This is a genomic window from Nonomuraea purpurea (assembly GCF_042650645.1).
Taxonomy (GTDB): Bacteria; Actinomycetota; Actinomycetes; order Streptosporangiales; family Streptosporangiaceae; genus Nonomuraea; species Nonomuraea purpurea.
This window is the reverse complement of record NZ_JBHSBI010000001.1, coordinates 443,882-463,128: the sequence shown is the minus strand read 5'-3', so window position 1 is coordinate 463,128 and position 19,247 is coordinate 443,882. Positions and strand designations below refer to the sequence as shown.

13 protein-coding genes are annotated in these 19,247 nt (G+C 62.3%); 1 reads left to right on the top strand and 12 read right to left on the bottom strand.

The genetic code is table 11. From position 1 onward, the window contains the following. Window positions 1–18: 18 nt before the first annotated feature. The 10 genes from ACFOY2_RS02190 to ACFOY2_RS02145 all read right to left on the bottom strand — a co-directional run bounded on the left by ACFOY2_RS02190 (window position 19) and on the right by ACFOY2_RS02145 (window position 15,808). The gene (locus ACFOY2_RS02190) at window positions 19–2,373 is read right to left on the bottom strand and encodes a PglZ domain-containing protein (protein ID WP_379526178.1); all 2,355 of its coding nucleotides are present in this window, start codon (window positions 2,371–2,373) and stop codon (window positions 19–21) included. Between the two features lie 199 nt (window positions 2,374–2,572). Beyond that, the gene (locus tag ACFOY2_RS02185) at window positions 2,573–4,633 is read right to left on the bottom strand and encodes a hypothetical protein (RefSeq protein WP_379526177.1); all 2,061 of its coding nucleotides are present in this window, start codon (window positions 4,631–4,633) and stop codon (window positions 2,573–2,575) included. Continuing rightward, on the bottom strand, window positions 4,630–6,453 hold the full coding sequence (locus ACFOY2_RS02180; protein WP_379526176.1) for an Eco57I restriction-modification methylase domain-containing protein: 1,824 nt from the start codon (window positions 6,451–6,453) through the stop codon (window positions 4,630–4,632). Before ACFOY2_RS02180 ends, ACFOY2_RS02185 begins: the two co-directional genes overlap by 4 nt. After that, entirely contained in the window at window positions 6,446–8,422 is a 1,977-nt protein-coding gene (locus ACFOY2_RS02175) for an ATP-binding protein (RefSeq protein ID WP_379526175.1), read from the bottom strand. The genes ACFOY2_RS02180 and ACFOY2_RS02175 overlap by 8 nt, the downstream gene beginning before the upstream one ends. Then, window positions 8,419–11,964: a BREX system P-loop protein BrxC gene (brxC, locus tag ACFOY2_RS02170; RefSeq protein WP_379526174.1), complete on the bottom strand. Its 3,546-nt coding sequence runs from the start codon at window positions 11,962–11,964 to the stop codon at window positions 8,419–8,421. The genes ACFOY2_RS02175 and brxC overlap by 4 nt, the downstream gene beginning before the upstream one ends. Before the next feature lie 14 nt (window positions 11,965–11,978). Next, a complete protein-coding gene (locus ACFOY2_RS02165; protein ID WP_379526173.1) occupies window positions 11,979–12,554 on the bottom strand; it encodes a BREX protein BrxB domain-containing protein in 576 nt (191 codons plus the stop codon). Beyond that, window positions 12,551–13,336, bottom strand: a complete 786-nt coding sequence (locus tag ACFOY2_RS02160) for a BrxA family protein (RefSeq protein ID WP_379526172.1) — start codon at window positions 13,334–13,336, stop codon at window positions 12,551–12,553. Before ACFOY2_RS02160 ends, ACFOY2_RS02165 begins: the two co-directional genes overlap by 4 nt. Further along, window positions 13,333–13,899, bottom strand: coding sequence for a BrxE family protein (locus ACFOY2_RS02155; RefSeq protein WP_379526171.1), 567 nt, complete (start codon window positions 13,897–13,899; stop codon window positions 13,333–13,335). Before ACFOY2_RS02155 ends, ACFOY2_RS02160 begins: the two co-directional genes overlap by 4 nt. Beyond that, entirely contained in the window at window positions 13,896–14,108 is a 213-nt protein-coding gene (locus ACFOY2_RS02150; RefSeq protein WP_379526170.1) for a helix-turn-helix domain-containing protein, read from the bottom strand. Before ACFOY2_RS02150 ends, ACFOY2_RS02155 begins: the two co-directional genes overlap by 4 nt. Before the next feature lie 551 nt (window positions 14,109–14,659). Then, a complete protein-coding gene (locus ACFOY2_RS02145; protein ID WP_379526169.1) occupies window positions 14,660–15,808 on the bottom strand; it encodes an HNH endonuclease in 1,149 nt (382 codons plus the stop codon). 378 nt (window positions 15,809–16,186) lie between these two features. Here ACFOY2_RS02145 and ACFOY2_RS02140 point away from each other — a divergent pair, with 378 nt between their 5' ends. Further along, window positions 16,187–18,028 (top strand): DNA/RNA helicase domain-containing protein, encoded by a 1,842-nt coding sequence (locus tag ACFOY2_RS02140; protein ID WP_379526444.1) that lies wholly within the window; start codon window positions 16,187–16,189, stop codon window positions 18,026–18,028. Window positions 18,029–18,326: 298 nt separating this feature from the next. On the opposite strand, the gene ACFOY2_RS02135 is transcribed toward ACFOY2_RS02140, so the two are convergent. Together ACFOY2_RS02135 and ACFOY2_RS02130 are read right to left on the bottom strand one after the other, a co-directional pair. Continuing rightward, window positions 18,327–18,716: an HNH endonuclease gene (locus ACFOY2_RS02135; RefSeq protein WP_379526443.1), complete on the bottom strand. Its 390-nt coding sequence runs from the start codon at window positions 18,714–18,716 to the stop codon at window positions 18,327–18,329. A gap of 26 nt (window positions 18,717–18,742) precedes the next feature. After that, entirely contained in the window at window positions 18,743–19,189 is a 447-nt protein-coding gene (locus tag ACFOY2_RS02130) for a hypothetical protein (protein ID WP_379526168.1), read from the bottom strand. Between the last annotated feature and the right edge of the window lie 58 nt (window positions 19,190–19,247).

The following is a 19,247-nucleotide window of genomic DNA, read 5'->3' as shown; positions in this document are numbered from 1 at the left end:
GGGGAATGGGCTCCGCGCTCATCGCACACCAAGCCGTACCGGGATCTTGGTCCGTGACCGGTACAGTTCCGCGTCCGTTTCCGGGTCCAGCACGACGATCTGGAGTGAATCGACGGTGTCGTCCGTGAGCTGGAAGCCTACGGTGGTGGACCGGCCAGGTTCGAGTTGGATGCGTTCGGTGGCGCGATCGAACTCCGCTCCGGCCGCCATGCCGACCGCGCCGACCTGGTTACCGTCTGCGATGAGCATGGCGCGTACGGCCATTCCGGTCGTTCCCAACATCATCTGTCCACTCCCCAACGACAGTGTGACAGTGAAGATCCGGTTCGTGATGGTCTCCGGGGTCTCCGTCACGGTGACGCTCGCGGTGGTGTCAGGCTTGGTCGCACCTGCCGCGGTCCTGATCGTGATGACGGGAATGACCATCTCCTGCAGAGTCGCACCACCGTGGTGAAAGGCGAGGTCCCCTCCGGCTCTGAAAACCCCCGACCCGGCCGGGAAAACCAGTTCGAGGTCTGAGTCGTATCCAAGAGCGGACGCCGCGACCCGGATGCATCCCGGCGGTGTTGCGCCGCCGTGACCGATCCAGCAGCGTCGATGCAGGTCCACCGTGCGGCCGCCAGGTGGGTCCGTACGCATCGACTCGTCCCGGTCGGTGGCGAAGAAGAGATGGCCGTGGTCTGCGGTGACAACGGCGTAGCCCACGCCAGCAGCCGCCAGCTTGCGGATCGCCCGGGCAATGTTGTCAATGACCGTGTCCATTACCTGTCTGGCGTGAAAGGTGAACCCCGCCTCGCCGACCTTGTCGATCTCTTGCGATCGGACCACCACGAGATGCGCGTCGTTAAGCTTCTTCGCCAACTTCGACGGTGGCAGGCTGAGCAGCTCAGCAAGCGAGACATCGGCCGACTTCGGGGTGCGGGCCTTGATGTATCTTTGCCGCGCAGTCAGATCCGGAAGAAAGGTGCTTTCGATCCTGGCGCCGAGTCTCTCGCCTTCCTCGACGACGGAGAAGCTAGCGGAAGCGCCCGGTTGCAGGGCAGCCATCCCGACGGGCGTGATGCTAGGCAGCGCAGCGACGCCGGGCCGCACCGAAACCTCCGAACTCTCCGGCAGCCGGCTCGCCAGCTCGACGCCCATCTCGTACCTCATCGCGTCGACCAGGAAGTACGCCACGGGTTTCGGCTGCTCCGCGACAACCTCACCGTATACGTGCGTCTGGTGCAGCGCATCGGGGATGATCCAGTCGGATGAGCGCAGAGCTTCGACGAAGCTTGTTGCCATGAGGTAGCAGGTGTCCTCGTACGCCCGCCGCACCAGACCTAGCGGTCGTTCGTCTGGATCGTCGTCTAGGGTGGCCACCCAGGCTTCTAGACGCCGTTGGGCCTGATCCACGCGGTACCACTCGCATGGGGCGTCCGTGTACCGGGTGAGCCAGGTGCGCGCATCACCGTTGGCTCGGCCCAACTCGGCGCGCACCCGTACCGCTTCATGGCCCAGCTCCGCCATCCGGCGGACCGCTTCCCACTGGGCCTTACGCCCGACGTTCAGCACCAGCCAGAAACTGCGCTCTCGTTGGGTGACAATGGCGAGCGTCTCGTCGTACCGCGCTTCCACGATCAGGTCGGCGCAGTGGCTCAGCAACTCACGCTCTTCAAAACGAAAAGTGTCAATCGAGCCGAGCGCGCCCCCGGGCACCTTCATGTCCCGTAGACGCAGCTCATCCTCCACCCGGTCGGCCAGCGCTGGGTAGGCGGCCGAGAAGTCGGCCCGTAGCCGCGTGGCCAGCTCTCGCACGGCCGAGGTGGATTGGGCGGAGGGCGGCGTCGGGACCCCTTCGAGAGTCGCCGGTGCCGATCCCACCAGATCCATACGGAACTCGTTGACTAGAACGTAGCGCGCCGTGATTGCCCGTAGTTTCGGCAGGGCGGCGTCGGGCAGCTCCAGACCCAGCCTCGCCTTGATTAGTGAGATGAGTTCAGTCGTGGCGGCCTTCGCGCTGATGGCGGTGTCATGAGATTCGTCCGTCAGCCAGGCGCCTAGCATCGCATCGCCGTCCCGGGCATCACGAAAAATGGTCTTCAGGATCGACGGTGGCTCCGGCCCGTCGCTTTCGGCCATCCGCGCCAGATCCTCGTACGTCAGCTTCCTGTCAGCCGCTAGCATCTGATCGACCACACCGAGCGTGTAGGTCTTCAGCAGCAGGTTCCTAGCGAGCTGCACCAGCTTCGGATTCCACCGGGTGCCCGCCTCTTCCAGCTCCATGAGCACCGAGCCACGGGGATCACGGGCACAGCCAGGGAGATATACGACGACGGCGTCGGCCGCGTCGCCGTTCACGTATGGCTCGACTGCGTTCCGTAGCTCGAACATCGACCCAGCGTACTCGACGAGCTGGACGTGGGTTCCACCCACAGACACCGGCACAGGCACAGCGCCGGCACGTGGACCACCGCGAACCTCGTGCACGAACGGTGTGAACTCGCTTCGCTGGTCGTACCAAACAACGACCTTCCGAGCGCTTAGCCTGTCAGCAAGGAGCTTCGCCATGTAATCGTGCAGCGGGTGCATGTCAGCGGCCTCCACCGTTGCTCAGGCTGGCAGCGCCGCGCCGACGTCGCGTGCCTCCGCCGCTGGCAGCCGTCGGAGCGCTGAGCAGGTTCCGCAGCGCATCCTTGACCGCCGGTGACGTCCGATCCTGGATCAGTTCGTTGACTGGTCGGGTGGGTGTCGGGCGGGCTGACCATTTACCTTCCGTAACCCGCTCCCAGAAGACGTCCTCCAGATCGTGCGCGATGGCGAGGCTGCGATCCGTCGCGCACTTCGGGACGACACGCTCAGGCCATAGGTACATAGCGAGGTGTGCCCAGTCGTATTTGCCAGCGCAGAGCGCGTCCCAAGTCGCCTTGAGCTCCTTCTGCCATGGTCGGTGGTGGGGGACGAGGCGCCACAGCGGCGCGAAGTTGATGATGACGCCGTCGTCGAGATCCGGGTTCCACAGCGGTGCTACCCGCTTCACTTCGTCCAGGAAGCCGCGCAGCTCATCCACGAAGATCTCCTGGTTGGCGAGCGCACGACGCTCCGCCGCCGTCGACCGGTCCTGAAGCTCCTGCCGCATGGTCTCTAGACGGCGCTCCTCAAGCATCAGCTTAGGTACGACGTAATCGTTCTGCATCCGGTACATCGTGTCCCTTGTGAACGCGTGGATGTAGAGCCAGACAGAATAACTTGCCGACGGCGTCGCCAGTTGCCAGTAGATGGGAGCCTTGCGCCGGCTCTTCGAATACATCTTGATGTGCAGCGGGGAGAACTCCCTCGCTAGCCACCGGCGCAGGTTCTCCGGCTCGGATACGTCCACGGTGCTGGCAATTGCCGACACGCGGGAGGCCATGTCACGGGCGTGACCGGCATCGTCCACCAGGATGTCTGGCGGAGGTATCGGCCTCTCCTCGTCTTCAGGCCACATCCCGGGAGAGCAGGTGGGAAGCGGATCGAACGGCTCCGGCTCGGGCGGAATCGGTCGCTCGCCTGTGGCTAGCCGAACGTCAAAACGCCCGAACGCAACCCCAACCAACCATGACACGACAGCGGTGGTCGAGTCTGTAGGTGTTTGGCCGTCGTCATCCAGTTCGTCATCGTTATTTATGTCGCCGTCGTTCGGCTCTGTTCGATGATGCCTCCATGCCAGAATATCCGCTCGACTTTCTTTGTTTATATCATACAAAGCAAAAGCCAGGTCATCGATTTCTTGCCGAGCCTGTCGAAATTGATGTTCGATGGCCTGCTTGTCCAGTCCGGTGATGCGCTCATTGAGCCGGGGAGGCAACACAAATGCGTGTGATGTCTCATTCGTCGTATCGATTTGGCGTCTCAGGGACCACGCCAGCCGGGCAAGTGATGCCAATGCCCGCCGATCATTGGCGAGTGGATGTGGTACGGGTGTCCGCTGTATTACACCGACCTCGTAGGATCCGAACGCCATTTGTAGCTCAACTAGGTAACAATATGCATTGCTTGTTGTTATGGCAAGCAATGCCAATAGATCGTCGAAATTATTTCCCGGGACGAATATTGCAGGCCCTTTGTCTGCAAACACGCAGCCAGCAGGCATTATTCGCATCCCCAGTCCGCTCTGGGTACGTCGAGGCCATGTTAGTCCAGGCCGAAAGAAATGTTGGACGCTTGCCGGTCTTTCCAGTGGTCGATTCTCGGTGCCCAAGAATCCGCGATACGAGGAACGGCTGCTGCTCCACGAAATGACAGTATGTATATCGTAATAGAACGGTGAATAACTGCCGCCCTTTGCCCAAGGAAGCCAATCCGAGTCGAGCGCTACTTGGTTGGGCTCCCACCAGACGCGCGCATAGCGGAAATCAGCATTGAGTGGATTAGTCGATACGACCTGCAGGAATTTGGAATTCGAATCGGCGGTGAAGAGTTTAAGACACTTATCCGGCGCCCAGTACGCGAGCGGCGCTCCAGGAATTGCGGAAAATTCCGAAGGATGCTTTTCGAATATTTGACCGTCAAGTATCGCCTCGTTTCGAACACCGTTCGTCGTTTTGACAAGCTCCTCCAGCGCCTCGGCCTTCGCCTCCGCGTGGATTTCCATCAAACGAAAAAAGACTGTCATGTCTGCGCCTCAAGACAGTAGGCTGCGGTTTCTACCATCGCATCCAGGACGCCATAACCAAGATCGGCCACGACAACTGGGTGTGCAATGCTTTGAAGAATCTCCTTCCTCCAATCTCGAAAGCTCGAGAGAAAGAAACCACTGCGCGATGTAATTGCGCCGAGTCGACCGCGCGACCCTAGCAATCCGATGCCGCGCTGAACGAAGGCTGCGTAAACATCTTTCTTGGTGTCCGGATAGTACCTTTCGAAGGTAGTCTTTGCTATGGCGCTGCATGCCCCGAATGGGGGGTTCATCAGGACGGCATCGTAGCGCTGGTCCGCTATGGAAAGTAGGCCGAGGCCGTGAGTGGCATCGTCGGCGAAGAGGCGACGTCGGATGCTGGTGCGGGTGGCTGGGTCCGCTACGAAGCGCGACAGCGCCTCGTGCAGGCGCTCTTTCGGAGGAGTGAGGAGATCATGCTCGTAGCCGGGGGCTAGCGGCTGAGAACTGCCCGACTCAATGGGGAGCAGCAACCCCAAGTCGCCAGCCAAGGCTAGAGCGTCGACCAGTTCGTTGAAGGTCCGGGCCAGTTCCTTGTCGTCGAGGCGTTCGACGAAATCGGAGGCAACCTGATCGTCAGCGACAAGCGGCTCGGCGACGACGATGTTCGAGCGCCGAATCTGGGGGCGTTCTGCGCGCCCAATGCCGAAATCGCGGTATGCGCGCTGGGCACGCATCCACAGAGCCAATTGGGCGATCTGCGCGCAGCGTGGGTCGATATCGACGCCATGCAGGTTATGCGAGAGGACCAGGCCTGGGATCGCCTGTCGGAGTGCCTCAAGGGTCGGGTAATCCTCCACGAGGGGCCGTCCAGTCACCTCGCTGGCGGGGCTCTCCAGGTCGCCGTATGCCTCCTCGTAGATCGTGGTGAGCAGGTCGAACGCGTACAGTAAAAAATGGCCACTGCCACAGGCGGGATCGAGCACTCGGATGTCCCGAGGGTCCTTCTTCGGCCGTGGTGCAATCCGCTCGCCCGGCTTCCGGACCAGGTACTCACACCGGTCGGCGAACGCGGTGTCGGTGCCACGCATTTCGTACCAGATACGACCGAGGGTGTTGTCGGTAAGGAACTGGACCACATACCGGGGTGTGAAGAACTGGTTCCGGATGGCCAGCTCCCGGCTGTTGCGGGGCGCCTGGCTCTCGTTGCGCATCTTCCGGCGTTCGTCGTCGCCATTGAAGTACTGGTAGAACCAGCCGATGGTCTCGTCCTCGGCCCAGATGTCAGCCAGGTCTTGGTCGTTGAGAATGGCGAGCAGCCCGTCGAAAATGGCACGCCTCGGCCACAGCACCGATGCCGGGTCACGCCGATCGAATAGTACCTTCACCTCAGTAGACAGTTCATCGAAGAGCGACTCAATGTAGAGACGGTAAGCAGCCCCGCCGGGCAGTAGCGGCAGGCCCGGCGCCATCCCGCAGAACTCGCGGTATCCGGCCGATTCCTCGCCTCTGCTCAGGCACTCCTGCACCAGCTCGCGGGCCTCGAGCATCTTCAGCGCCACGAACCGGTTCAGGGTCGTGAACGCCGCGTCGCGGATGTAGTCGGCGACGGCGGCGGCCGTGGTCATGCCGGTGGCGTGCTTGTGCTCCAGCACCGCGACGATCTTCCTGCGCTGGTAGACCTGGTGAGGAGTCAGATGTGGGCTGGGCTGGGGAGAGACCTCACCGCTGCGGAGCACGTCGAAGTCGGCTTCGAGCTGCTCGGCGAATTCGTCCTCCAACAGACTACGGGCGCGTTGGGTGGCGCGCTCGATAGCGCTGCGGGTCTGCCTATCCACGGTGCCCTCTCCGGCGAGTGCGCGGGGTTCGTTTCTGGGGGGGCTGGTTGTCCCGCCTGAGCCTTTCTAGATAGTCTAGATTGCGCTGAATCTGATCGCGGAGACTCTGATCGACACTGTGCGCGACCGCGTCGCGTAGATCGTGTTCCGCCCGGTCCAGGTAGGTGTGGAACTCGCGCCATGCCCGCTGACGAGTGGCCTCGGCGATGTCACGGTTCTTCGCAGTTCCGCGGCACAGCTTCGCCAGCCCAATCAAGGCGTCCCCCCGGAGCTGGCGTAGCGACGGGTTCGTCTGCCACTCTGGGTGCTCGAGCAGATTTCTCTCAATCAGCGCCAGCGCGCTCTGGTAGTCGTGCGCGCGGCTCATGGCCACCGCGATGCGCCGCAGTTCGCGCTCCTCCAGTCGGCCACGGGCAGCTAGTGACAGCAGCCTGCTGGCCAGTTGCTGGTGCTCGTCAGTAGCCTGATCGTTCTCCAGAGCCTCAGCGAGCTGCACCAAAACCTGCGCAGGTAGTGACTCGATCTGGTCGAGGTGCTGCCGGACCCAGGCCAACACTGCGTCGGGGTCGCGCCGAGCATGGTGAACTTCGGCGAACAACTGGATCGCCCGGAAGTTGTGGCTGTCGCTGGTCAGTACCCGCTCCACCTGTCTGCGTGCCGTCTCCAGATCACCCAAGGCGAGAGCCTGTTCGGCTGAGCGGAGGTCGCGTAGCGCAGCATGCCGTGGATGGGCCGGCAGTACGCAAAGCACCCTGAGCGAATCGGTGTCGAATATCGGTGGCGGGTTCCCTTCTTCTCGCATCGACCGGAAGATCGTGGGGATGCCCTGTCCTTCCGCCTGAGCCAGTTGCAGCCGGGAGAAGAACCAGGCGAGTGACTGGTTCCGCCATCTCGGAGTCGCCGTTCCCTTGCGAAGGGATTCAATGTCAACCCCGGTAGGCAGCGGGCCAGGGGAAGCTACTTCGATCCGATCCGAGAAAACAGTCAGCCGCGTGGGGTCGAGTAGTTCGTAGTCGCGATGGGCCAACGCGTTGCCCATCGCCTCGTAGAGCGCACGCTTCGGATATTTGATGACATTCGGGGAGGTGGGGTCGGTTTTGTCGAAGGCTGTGTACGACTGGATGTTGAGCAGTTCCTGCAGCCGCAGCGCCTGCTCGAGTACGTTTCCTGCCAGTTCGTGCCGCTCGGCGTGCGGATCAGAACGATCCACGCCGGGATAGATGGAGAAGTATGTGACGGCTCCGGGAATGAAGCGCTGGGTTTCCCGGCCGAACAGCAGGATCGCGAAGTTCCGCGGCCGCAGAACGCCGGTCAGCGGTTCGCTGGCCAGCAGTGATGGGACGAAGGGGCTTAGTTGCACATCCGGCGACAGGTACGGCTCGACGCCGGTTTCGCGGGAGAAGACCCCCATTCGTTGTAGCGCCTCGCGTAGGGCCAACAAGTCGAGGTCGGCCTCGGTGGCTCCGTTGCATAGCCGACGATCCCACGGCTCAAGGGCTCCCTTGCGGACGAGGAGATCCTTGAGGGTCCCGTTCCTCGCCTCGATTGTGGATCGGCTGACCCGAACGTAGTGCTTGGCACCGTCGTTGCGGCGACGGAAGGTGTGCGCGCTGCCAGTGGCCGGTTGCACGAAGACGAGAATTCGCCGCTGCGGGTCCCCTGTGTCCAACTCCTCGACCAACGGCGTGATCGGCGGCGAGACCAGACCCCGGCAGCGGGACAACACCGTACCCTCGATCTCCCTGAGCCTGCTCGCGGTCAGGCCAAGGCGCACCAAGGTGGGGAAGCCGTGCTCATCATTTTCCTCGCGGACGCCGCAGACAACGTACCCTCCGCCGAGATTCTGCAGGTCGTTGGCAAAGGCGCTGAGCGTGGCCACAACATCGTCGACATCGGCGACGTTCTCCTTCCACTCGGTCTGCTCGTTCTCCCGGCGCGCTAGCTCATTTAGATTGAAAGGCGCGGTCACGACAACACGACCTTCTTTCCCGCGCCGATCAGTCGTGCGCACTCCTCGCGTAGGCCAGCGAGTGCGGCGTCCAGTTGTTCCTCTGTCTCGATTCCGCCGGAGAAGTAGGAGTTGACTTTGACGGATACCAGACGGTCCCCTTCGAGGGTTTCCTGTATCCGCCGGATGGCCTCTCGAAGGCGCCCTTCGCAGGCGTCACGTTCGGAACGTAGCAGTGGGAGCGGCATCGTGTGTGGCAGTGGGCGTTGGCCAGCCAAAAGCTTAGCCGCGATGGCCTGTTGCGTCTGGTCGTCCAGATCATGCCAGCCGGGCTCGCTGGTGAGCTGCTTGAATGCGGTGGTGTAGGCATCAATGCGCGCCTGCTGAGCGTCGTTGAATCGGCGTGCAAATTCCAATTCGATCGCCCGGGCGTGCTGTTCTATCGCAGGTAGATCGCGGTAGAACGTCTCGCGCGCGAGAAGGTCCGGCAACTCCGCGGCTCGTGACTCCAAATCAGGGCCAATACCAGGCTCGACCTTCAGCGCAGGCCAAGCTACCTCGGCCGCCTGACGGGCCCGCTCAAGATCATGCAGGCGCGACTCGGTGAGGGCCTGCTCAAGCTCGGTGGCGCGCCTAATCGCGTCCTTGATCACCCGGTGGCTCGCATTGAACGTAGCAATGGCCTCCTCTGCCGACCCACGCAGGATCGCCTTCATCTGCCCGATTGCGGTTTCCAGGACCGCACCGCCGGGAAGACGGTGTGCCATCAATGCCGACTGTGCCGAGGTGATCACATCCTCATGGCGGGCGATCTGCTGGCGTAGCTCGACGGCGATGGCGTTGGCGTTCAGTTCGCGGCAGTCTTCTCCGAAGGTGTCGGAGAAAGCGTCACTCGCCTTCACCAGCTCTTCGAACTCGATGCCTTTCCGCGGACGGAAGGACGCCTGGCGGAAAAGATTGTTGTTTGAGAAGGTCTCACGCGCTTCGACGCTGGTCACAGCGTTGAGGGTCCGTCCTTTGCTGGTTGCTTCGATCTTCTCAGCACGCATAAGGGCCAGCACCAGCAGCCGGACCACCTCAAAATCCCATCCGAACGGCTCATTGGCGAACTCGTCAGCCAGGTACCTCCCACTGGCCATCTCTCCATAGTTCGCCCGTTCCTCGATCCGGTGCAGAACCTCCCGGAGCGGGCCGCTGTCGACGCGGAAGACCGTCTGACCATTCTCGTCGCGGAGCAGATTCAACTGGCTGAAGACCTTCGGCAGACCTCGCAGATTCTGGGCGGTGAAGATCGCGTCGGTGCCCCTGCGGACGTCGTTGAGCTTCGCGGCGGCTTCCTGGAAGCGGTCGAAGACATCGGGCAGTACTTGTCCGAGAATCTCCGCAGCCGTCTTCGAGACTTCTACCGCCCTTTCGTCCGGGCTGCGGTCGTGACCACGGAAGTACACCCGGCCAGTCAGACATGCCGCACGGAGCAGACGCCGAAGCTGGTCCAGGTGTTGGCGCTGGCGCAGCCTTTCCTCGGCGATCAGAAGGGGAGCATCCTCGCTCTTGGTCTCCCGCTCCTTGCGAACGAGCATCTCACGCGACCGGAAGACCTCTACGATCTCCCGGTCGATGCCGTTGTCGAGCGGTACCGCCCAGAACACGTGCCTGCGCTCCTGCTGACTACGGCCGCGCAGCTCGTTTGCCAGCGCGTCGAAGTCGGGTCCCTCGTCGGCCAGATGGAATTGGAAGGCCAGGTCGCCGCTAGCGACGTCACGGCCGTGAATCGCCAGACCAGCCTTGAAAATCTTGGTCTCGAATAGGGTATGAGAGGGTTGAGGTTGCCAGAAGCTGGCTAGGGTTTCGGCGTAGAGCCGGTGCGCATCCCCGGGTTTAGGGCTGATGCCGTTGCGCAGGCGTTCCCAGTCGTCCTCTGCGGGCGTCGGGATGCGGTAACCGTCGTCACCTCGGCGGACCTTATGGGCCGCTTCCAGCTCCCGCAGCGCCTCTTGGACGGAAGCGAGTGGGGAGTCGCTATCAACGCCGGGCAGGAGGGCGGCAGCGATGTTCTCCGCACTGCGGTGGACACTCTTGACGTACTGGAGCAGACAGATCACCTTCGCGACCCGCTGGGCGAACGGGTGATTCAGCTCGCGGGGTATCGTTGCGATCTTGGCACGGATCTCGGAGCCAATATTCTCCTCAACCAGGTCGTAGACCTGATCTAGCCGGACCAGCGCGCCGACTCGCTGATCAGCCATGTCCACCGCCGGATTAATCAGAAGCTGCTGTGCGAGCTTGATAATCGTCCGGTTCGCGCCGCCGACATGCCTGCTCGCGCCGGACTGAGTGCGTAGACCGGAGACGACCTGAATAATGAGGTCGACCTGATACGGCAGCAACGGATACAGATCGACGAAGCTGTCCCTGGTCAATTCGGGCAGCTTGATCTCAGCGGTGAGTCGGCTGTGGTGCGCGAGGCGCGCGCGGTACTCCTCGAAGAGTGCACCGAGGATCTGCTGCGCGGTGGCGTTCTTGAGCAGAACGCGGCGGCTGGTCACCTCAGAGATGTCCGAGGGCTCCATATGCACCTGGAGCGGGAAGCGGTCCATGAGCCGGGCCAGCTCGATCTTCTTATCGTCAAGACCGCTGACAAGTTCACCGAGCTTCTCCTGAGAGGTGACGACCACCCAGTGCCGGCCGCGTCCCATCACGCCGAGGCGCTGAACGATGGCCTGCAAGTCGAGCATCTTCTGTACGTCACGGGCGACGAACTGGCCCACCTCATCGACGACAAACATCAGAGCCTGGCCGGGCCGGCGCCGGTTCATCAGCTCAGTCGCACGTTCGGCTAGTTTACCCGGCGTGATGTCGGCCTTATTCTTGACCGCCTTCACCCAAGAGTCCGCCACCGGGTACGTTTCTGAATCAAGACTATGCAGGACTCGGCTGGCCTCACTCAACGCGAATGCGATCTTGCCCTTCTCTTTGTTCCAGTCCTTACGGAAGAGCCGCGCGTACTCCTGCTCGAAACGGGGCAGCTCACCTTTCTCTTCGAGGGAGATTTCCAGTTCCGACAGATCGAGGTCCTTGGCGTAGCCAAGGCTTTGCAGGAACAGGCCATACATGATTTCAGTGAGGGTCTGATTTCCGCTGCGAATACCCCGATCAGTGGAGACGTCGAAGATTACCGCGTGGGTAGGGATGTGCTCACTGATCGCTTGCAGCAGGACCTGTATCCGGTTGTCCCCTGCGCGCTTGACGAAACGTTCGGCGGCCGGCTCCCCGTCGACCGTCCTGTTCTCGATGGAGAGGCCGAGCATCTTGGCAAAACTCGACTTACCTGAGCCGAAGAACCCCGACACCCAGATGGCGATGCCTTCGCGCGGATTATTCGGCGCCTGTCGGTACTCCTCAAGGATCCTGGTGTAGTGTCGGCGGATGGCATCGGTGACCACGTACTCATTGATCTCATCACGGATGATCTCTTCGTTAGTCTGGTCGACCTTAATGACTTCTTCGATGCGCCGATGGATGTCGTTGGCGAAGAGTTCCTTGATCGGCTGGTCTGTCGTCATCGGAAGAGCCCCTATCAAATTATCTTCGAGCGATAGTTGTGCTCGGCGTCAAGTACTCCCATGAACTTCAGACCTCCGGCTCCCTCCACCTCTCCGGGGTAGAAGAGAACGGTCGGAACGTGGACCTGGCCCTTCAACTGCTCGGGCAGGGAAAACGTCCGGTACATCGGGAACAGAGCGCCAGCACGGACGATGAACACAATGTCGCATAGTGGGTCGGGGTGGGCAGGCATACGTCCAGCAACATGATCTACAAGCGGCGAGTACTCCGAGAGGACAGCGTGAACGGTTTCGACGATGGTCGCAACGCCCTGTTCGCGTTCGACGGCGAACCAGTCTTCGAGCGTATTCTGTGAGCGCATCGCCTCATCCAGGCACTCCGCCAGAGAAATGCTGTGCACCTGCTTCCCCTTCTGGCTGAGCCTGATCTCCAGCATCGTCAGCTGAGTGCGTAGCTGGAATTCGTCGCTGGGCTTGTAGGGAAAGATCGCATAGGGCATGTCGTGGTATGCGCTTATACGCGGTCGCGGGTCAGCCATCTCAAGAATGGGTTCGAGATCGCGTCGTAGGCGCTCTTCGAGATTGCTCACGCTACCATCCTTTCCGCGTAACGTTCAGAGTTAGCGCACGGCAACGACAATTGTACGATGCTGCCTGCCACTTGATAGTCGAGTTTGCGGAACTGGTGCAACCGGAGCAGCTCGTTTTCGACATCAGTGGGTCGCAGCAAGAACAGGCGCCAGCCCGGCGATGCGATGACCTTGCTCGGGCTTCCCAGTTCTTCCATCATCGCGTGCAGCAGATATATGAAGCTACGCTCAGGAAGATGATATCCGGTGAATTCTCGAGCAACCGCCCCTTGCAACAAGCCGAAACTTGATGCGATGTGGAGCAGTCCGACCGCGACTCTTTTCTTTGTCGTCTCGGACCATGGATGCTCAGTCCTTCCACCGCGGCTGCTGATAGCGGAAAGGTAGGCCATCACGTCGCTCGAGTGGATTCGGAACGCGCCAGAATCGTAAGCATCAGAGAGCCAGTTCTGCAAGAAATCGCGTACCAGAAATTCGTCGCGCGTCATGTGCCAGAGCAGTATTGGCTTCCACTCATGGAGGTCACAACCGCTCTGAGCCAGTCGCACGAGCGGCCGGTCCCGACCCGCCGGTTCGTAGCGGCGGTTAAGCACCTTGGCGACATCGCGCAGCCACGTAGTGCTGCCAGCACCGATGGAGTTGTCCAACCGGAGCCGGTCCAAGTTCTCCCGCTTGGACAGCGCGAAGTCCCAGCGGGAGAATGCCGTGTAGGTCTCCGCGATCATCGCGCCCTTCACGACGGTGAAGGAGGACGCCACGTTGGCTCGGGAGATTGCTGTCATGCTTCGGCTCTCCGCGCGTAGGGGACGGCGAGCGCGCCGGGCTCTCCGCGTGCGAATCCCAATGCCAGGAGGCGGATGTTCTCGTCGCTGTCCGAGAACAGGCCAGGCAACGCCACAGTCCTCCCTTCGGCTGAGCGGCGCAGCCGCGCCAACCTATCGAGATCCTGATCGTCAACCAACCGCAACTCGTGCAGCACACGAGCCAGGTCAGTGTCGTTCATCTGCTCGACCTGCTCGAAGAAGGAAGCCCAATCGCTGGCGTTGTCTAGCCAATGCTCCCAGCGTGCATCGAACTCCTCCTCGATCGCCTCAGGAAGGCGCCAGAGCGTCACGCAGCCTGGTGGGTTGAAGACTTCGTCGCAGCGGTGAGCCGCTACGGTGAAGACGGACCGCGCTTGCGCGAACCGGTGCGTGCGAGGGAAACCTCGTCGTAGGGCAGCTACGCCAAAGCGGCCAAGCTGGCCCTTGGTGTTCCACCACTTGGCGTTGTCCATCTCACCGAAGCGCGCAACCACGACCCGGAGCCGGAGCAGTAGATCAAGGTCAATCACTGGAATGCTCATCTGGCGGACCGTCCGCTTGAGCCCTCGTCGTGTTCGTCAGCGCCGCCCGCCCGGACCCATTCGTCAACTTCCGAGAGCTTAAATTTCCAAAGGCGACCTATCTTGTGGGCGGGCAGGCCGCGCGCCTCGATCCACCGATACACGGAATCCTTTGCTACCCCGAGGTGTCTGGCGACGCCCTCGACGGAGACCCACGGCTCGTTGATCATCGGCTCCCCTCAGATGTGAGGCCAACGTGCGCTATGGAGAGCCACCAGAGTCTAGCTCTGCCCACGAAACCCCAAGAAAGTCGATTGCATCCTACCGGTAGATGCTGCCTACTGCCGGGTGGCGTATCGATCGGGGTCGCGCAGCCTCCCGGAGGCCGATCTTCATCGAAGCTCTTGTGCCTGCGAACTCAGCGATTCACGCATATGAGGGCTCCCCTAGCCTTGGCGATACACACGAGCATCGCCTCGTTCAGGCCAACCCGAGCGCGGGGGTGGTGGAGCGCCGCTTGAGGGGCTTGCAACCGCTCGGCCTCCAGCACACTGCGCGTCCCACACGATCGACGTGGCCCAGGCTGAGGCACGTGCAAGTGATCCCCTCCAGCGAGGAAGTCAGCATGCTCAGGGGGCGCCACCTCCCGAAATGAGCGAATCGCCAGGACCGCAAGCAGGCCCGATAAAGGAGAGTCCGGCCTTGGCGTCGGTTACTCAACCACGGCCAGCGAATGGCGAAGTAGGCAATCGTCATGGCCCCAGCCGATGGCCCAGGTCGATTAACTCTGGCGAGCCACCTGGCGGTGGTAGGCGACGTGCGCGATGTTGATCCTGTGTTGCGGGGCCAATCGGAGGCTGCCTCTGACCTGGCCGGCGAGCTCGTCGAAGATCTGGAGGTCGTCCGTGAGGGTGAGACCCCCGCGATCGAAGAGAACATGGTCGTTTGGGCAGAGGCAGAGGAGGTTTCCCGGCTCGTCGGGGCCATTGTGGGGTTCGCCGACCGGACGGATGTGGGCACCCTCGGCGTAGCAGCCGTTGGGAAGTTCGAGCCGTCGACCGCAGATCTGGCAGTGGTGTCGGTGCAGGTTCTTGATCTGCTGCGCGAGAGCTGAGTCGCGGATCACGCGCATGGTTGTGGACTGTCGCCGTTGTGGGGACGGCGAGCCGTCGATCAAGGCCACTTCCGCGTCAGGGACGGTCACCAGGCCAACCGCAATGAGCAGTGCCTCGTGATCGTCGCCCTCGAAGTACTTGTCCAGGAGCCGAAGCACGATCTGCGCGCGCACGTCCGCGTGCTGCGTGACGATGGTGTGAACCCATGGCCGTAGGCCACTCGTCGGGGCGTGATCACGCATCCAACGCTGAGCGATGCTGGTGCTGGCGGGCGGAACGTCGGACTCATCGAGATCCCAGAGGCCGTCGTGGAACAACCGCAGGATGGGGAACTCGGGGTTCGGCCGGTCGTCGGCATTGCCGAACTTGCTGATGAGTGCGGAGAGGTCGGTGCTGGTCTGCTGCCACTGCTCCAGGCGCGGTTCGTCCTGTGCGGCCCTTCCGTGCGCCCATAACAGCGTCAATGGCTGATGACGGCGAGGCCGGCCGGTCAGCCTGGACGTGCCCGTGCGAAGAGATCCGATCTTCAGGAGCAAGTTCTCGATCGTGTTCTCGCCAATTGCCAGCCCAGGAGCGGTGACGTCGAACCCCAGACGGATGAGCTGGCGGGCCACGGTCTCTCTGCCGCCGGAGAACTCCCCTGCGAGAAGTGGCTGGCCTGTAACTCCTCGGTGGGCTACTCCGGCGATGGCCTTCGAGTCATAGCGCCGGCCTTCATGCACCAGGAAGTAGTCGCGTGCTGGTCGATACCTGTAGGTGTTCAGGAATGCGTCCCGGCCCATCTCGTCGTACTCAGCGATGGCGTCGAGGATCATTTTCCGACGAAGATCAGATAATCCCACTCCGACAGCTTATAAGGCGATTCGTAGCGACACGCGTCACTCGGTCACCCGAAGTGGCATGATGCTCGGTCTCTGACAGAACTACGGCCCCTGAGTGGCCTCACGGCACCATCAGCCGATATGAACGCTGGTGCGACCCAGTCCGGCAACCGGTGGCACCAGTCTCGTTGGCAAATTCAGTGGCCAGGTCGAGGGAAGATCCCGGTAGTCTTCTGGACGTATCGGTGATGCGGCCCGACGGGCTTCCGCGTTGATGGCGGACATGCCCCCATACCGCACGAGTCTTTCGTGCTGCCTGGGGGTACATCCGTGGCCGTTTTCCGGCATTCGGCGGAAAGCCTGGTCCAGTTGGTGTCTGAGTCGGTGCCCGAGCGCGTCCTCAGCGATGTGATCGCTGACAACCTGCGCGCTACCCAAGGCATCAACCCGGGCAAGGGAGAACGTAGGTCCTGGGACCGGAGCATCCCGATTCTGGCCCGAGATCTGGTCGAGGCCGGCCTTGGCGGCGTCGAGATGCTGATCGAGTACCAGCTCCCGTTAACCAGCAAGCGGGCCGACGTCATTCTCGCTGGGCACGACCGCCGTACGGGAGCCGACTCCTACCTGATCGTCGAGCTCAAGCAGTGGAGCCAGGCCGAGCTGTACGAGGACGACGCTGATCTCGTCCTGGTGTCCGGCATGGGCGATCGTCCCAAGCTTCACCCGGTCGTGCAGGTGCGGGGCTACTGCGAATACCTGGCCGACTTCGTCGGAGCCCTGGACCAGCACCGGAATGCGGTGCGCGGGGTGGCTTACCTGCACAACGCCCGCGACCCGGACATCCACGATCTCTATGACCACGTCGAGGACGAGCGCACCCGGCTCTTCAGCAAGACGCGCCGGGGTCAGTTCGTCGACTATCTCCAGGCGCAGTTCGCGCCCGGGTCTGGGGCTGCGGCGGCCGATCGCCTGCTGTCCAGTTCCATCCGGCCGTCCAAGCAACTCCTCAAGGTTGCCGCCGGGGAGATCAAGAATCGCGATCAGTTCGTCCTGCTGGCCGAGCAGCGCCTGGCCTACGAGATGGTGCTGCATGCGGTCGAGAAGGCTCGTGCGAGCAACTCGAAGCAGGTGGTGATCATCACCGGGGGGCCTGGCTCCGGCAAGAGCGTCATCGCGTTGTCCCTGCTCGGTGAGCTCTCCGACCGCGGCTATTCGGCTCTGCACGCCACTGGTTCACGCTCCTTCACCGAGACGATGAGGCGCGTCGTCGCCAAGGGGTCAGGCCGGATGAAGGCGATGTTCAAGTACTTCAACAACTTCATGACCGCCAAGCCCAATGATCTGGATGTCCTGATCTGCGACGAGGCCCACCGTATCCGCGAGACCTCGGCCAACAGGTTCACCCGATCGACCCAACGGACGGGCCGACCTCAGGTGGACGAGCTGATCAACGCGGCGAGGGTGCCGGTCTTCCTGCTGGATGAACATCAGGTCGTACGGCCGGGCGAGATGGGGCGGGTCGCCGACATCACCGCCCACGCTCACTCTCTCGGTCTCGCCGTGCACCAGGTCGATCTGGACGCCCAGTTCCGCTGCGGTGGGAGCCGCAAGTACGAGGAGTGGGTGCTGCGCCTGCTGGGGCTGGACGGCGGCGGTCCGGAGGAGTGGACAGGTGACGACCATTTCGCGGTCTCCCTCGCCGAGTCGCCCTACGAATTGGAGGCCCTGCTGCGGGACAGGCTGGAAGCGGGCTATTCGTCGCGGATGACTGCTGGGTTCTGTTGGTCCTGGAGTTCCCCGAACGGAGATGACACCCTGGTTACCGATGTGCGGGTCGGTGACTGGGCACGGCCGTGGAACGTCAAGGGTGACAGGGCCGTGGGGAACGCTCCGGCCAGCGCCTTGTGGGCCTCGGCGCCGGGTGGGTTCGAGCAGGTCGGGTGCGTCTACACCGCGCAGGGCTTCGAGTACGACTGGAACGGCGTGATCTTCGGCCCGGACCTCGTCTATCGCGACGGCAAGCTTGTCACTGTCCGCAGCGCCAGCAAGGACCCGGAGTTGGTGCGCAGGAGCGTCAGTGACGAACAGGCGGACCAACTGATCCGCAACACCTACAAGGTGCTGCTGACTCGCGGCATGATGGGCACCGTGGTGTACTCGGTCGATCCGGCGACACAGGAGTTCCTCGCGGGGCTGCTGGAACCGCGCGTATAAGAGCCCCGGGCAGGATCCGAACCTGCCCGGCCCACTTTTCCGCGTACAGTGACCTTCATCTGCTTGCCCAGCCGCTCCCTCTTCACCGCCCGGTCCCTGAGCTTCTTCCGGGCGGGCAGGTCATCGGCCGACGACGGCATCCCAAGTACTGGTGTCACATGTTCAACATGACAGATCGGCTCGGCGAGATGCATTCCTGTTACGGGCCGAAACATTTGGTGTCCGGATCGATCACCGTGTCTACGCCTTGCGTACTGGCAACGGTGCGGGAGACCGAAGGGCGGATGGCCCAGGTCGATTAACTCTGGCGAACCACCTGACGGTGGTAAGCGACGTGCGCGATGTTGATCATGTGCTGTGGAGCCAGGCGGAGGCTTCCTCTGAACTGGCCGGCGAACTCGTCGAAGATCTGGAGGTCGTCCGTGAGGGTGAGACCTCCTCGATCGAAGAGAACATGGTCGTTTGGGCAGAGGCAGAGGAGGTTTCCCGGCTCGTCGGGGCCGCTGTGGGGTTTGCCGACCGGGCGGATGTGGGCGCCCTCGGCGTAGAAGCCGTTGGGAAGTTCGAGCCGTTGACCGCAGATCTGGCAGTGGTGTCGGTGGAGGTCCTTGATCTGACGGACCTCGCGCAGCTCGCCGTTGCGTCGTAAGGGATGCAGGCTCTTGGTCGCGGTGATGTACACGAGCATGGTCATCGGGCGGGGTGCTGCCGGTGTCAGGGGGTGGAGGAGGGTTCGAGGGTTCCGTTGGGCCAGAGGCAGGTGGAGTTGACGCCAAGGGTGAGCACGTCACCAGCCGCCCAGCCGATGCTGATAAGGAAGTCGTCGGGGCGGGAGCGCCCGTAGAGCTGCAGACCGTTCTCGTTCTGGCCCGAGATGTGGTGGCCTTGGCTCTGCCAGTACGCCTTCACCTTGGCGATCACCTCCTTGAGCGTGTCTTCGGCCGTGGGCAGTCCGCGCAGGTAATACTCGCGACTGACCACGATCCGGTCTTCGGAGCCTCCATCCAGCGGGTCGAGGCAGAGGCCATCGTTGAGGCTGGGCTGATACAGCTCCAGTTGGGGCTTGGGGTGGATGACGCTGACAGTTCCGTCGATGAGCTGCTCGATCCGGGTGAGGGCCTGTGCTTTGGTGATCGTGGGCTTGTCGGCCGATGGATTCATGGCTCCTCCCAGGACTCCGCCGGGCGCGCACCCGGCGACGAGAACCACTGCTGCGATG

Coding starts and splice junctions, on each gene's coding strand:
- ACFOY2_RS02190 (WP_379526178.1), bottom strand. CDS start 2,373: ATGTTCGAGCTACGGAACGCAGTCGAGCCATACGTGAACGGCGACGCG.
- ACFOY2_RS02185 (WP_379526177.1), bottom strand. CDS start 4,633: ATGACAGTCTTTTTTCGTTTGATGGAAATCCACGCGGAGGCGAAGGCC.
- brxC (WP_379526174.1), bottom strand. CDS start 11,964: ATGACGACAGACCAGCCGATCAAGGAACTCTTCGCCAACGACATCCAT.
- ACFOY2_RS02160 (WP_379526172.1), bottom strand. CDS start 13,336: ATGACAGCAATCTCCCGAGCCAACGTGGCGTCCTCCTTCACCGTCGTG.
- ACFOY2_RS02155 (WP_379526171.1), bottom strand. CDS start 13,899: ATGAGCATTCCAGTGATTGACCTTGATCTACTGCTCCGGCTCCGGGTC.
- ACFOY2_RS02150 (WP_379526170.1), bottom strand. CDS start 14,108: ATGATCAACGAGCCGTGGGTCTCCGTCGAGGGCGTCGCCAGACACCTC.
- ACFOY2_RS02145 (WP_379526169.1), bottom strand. CDS start 15,808: ATGATCCTCGACGCCATCGCTGAGTACGACGAGATGGGCCGGGACGCA.
- ACFOY2_RS02135 (WP_379526443.1), bottom strand. CDS start 18,716: ATGCTCGTGTACATCACCGCGACCAAGAGCCTGCATCCCTTACGACGC.
- ACFOY2_RS02130 (WP_379526168.1), bottom strand. CDS start 19,189: ATGAATCCATCGGCCGACAAGCCCACGATCACCAAAGCACAGGCCCTC.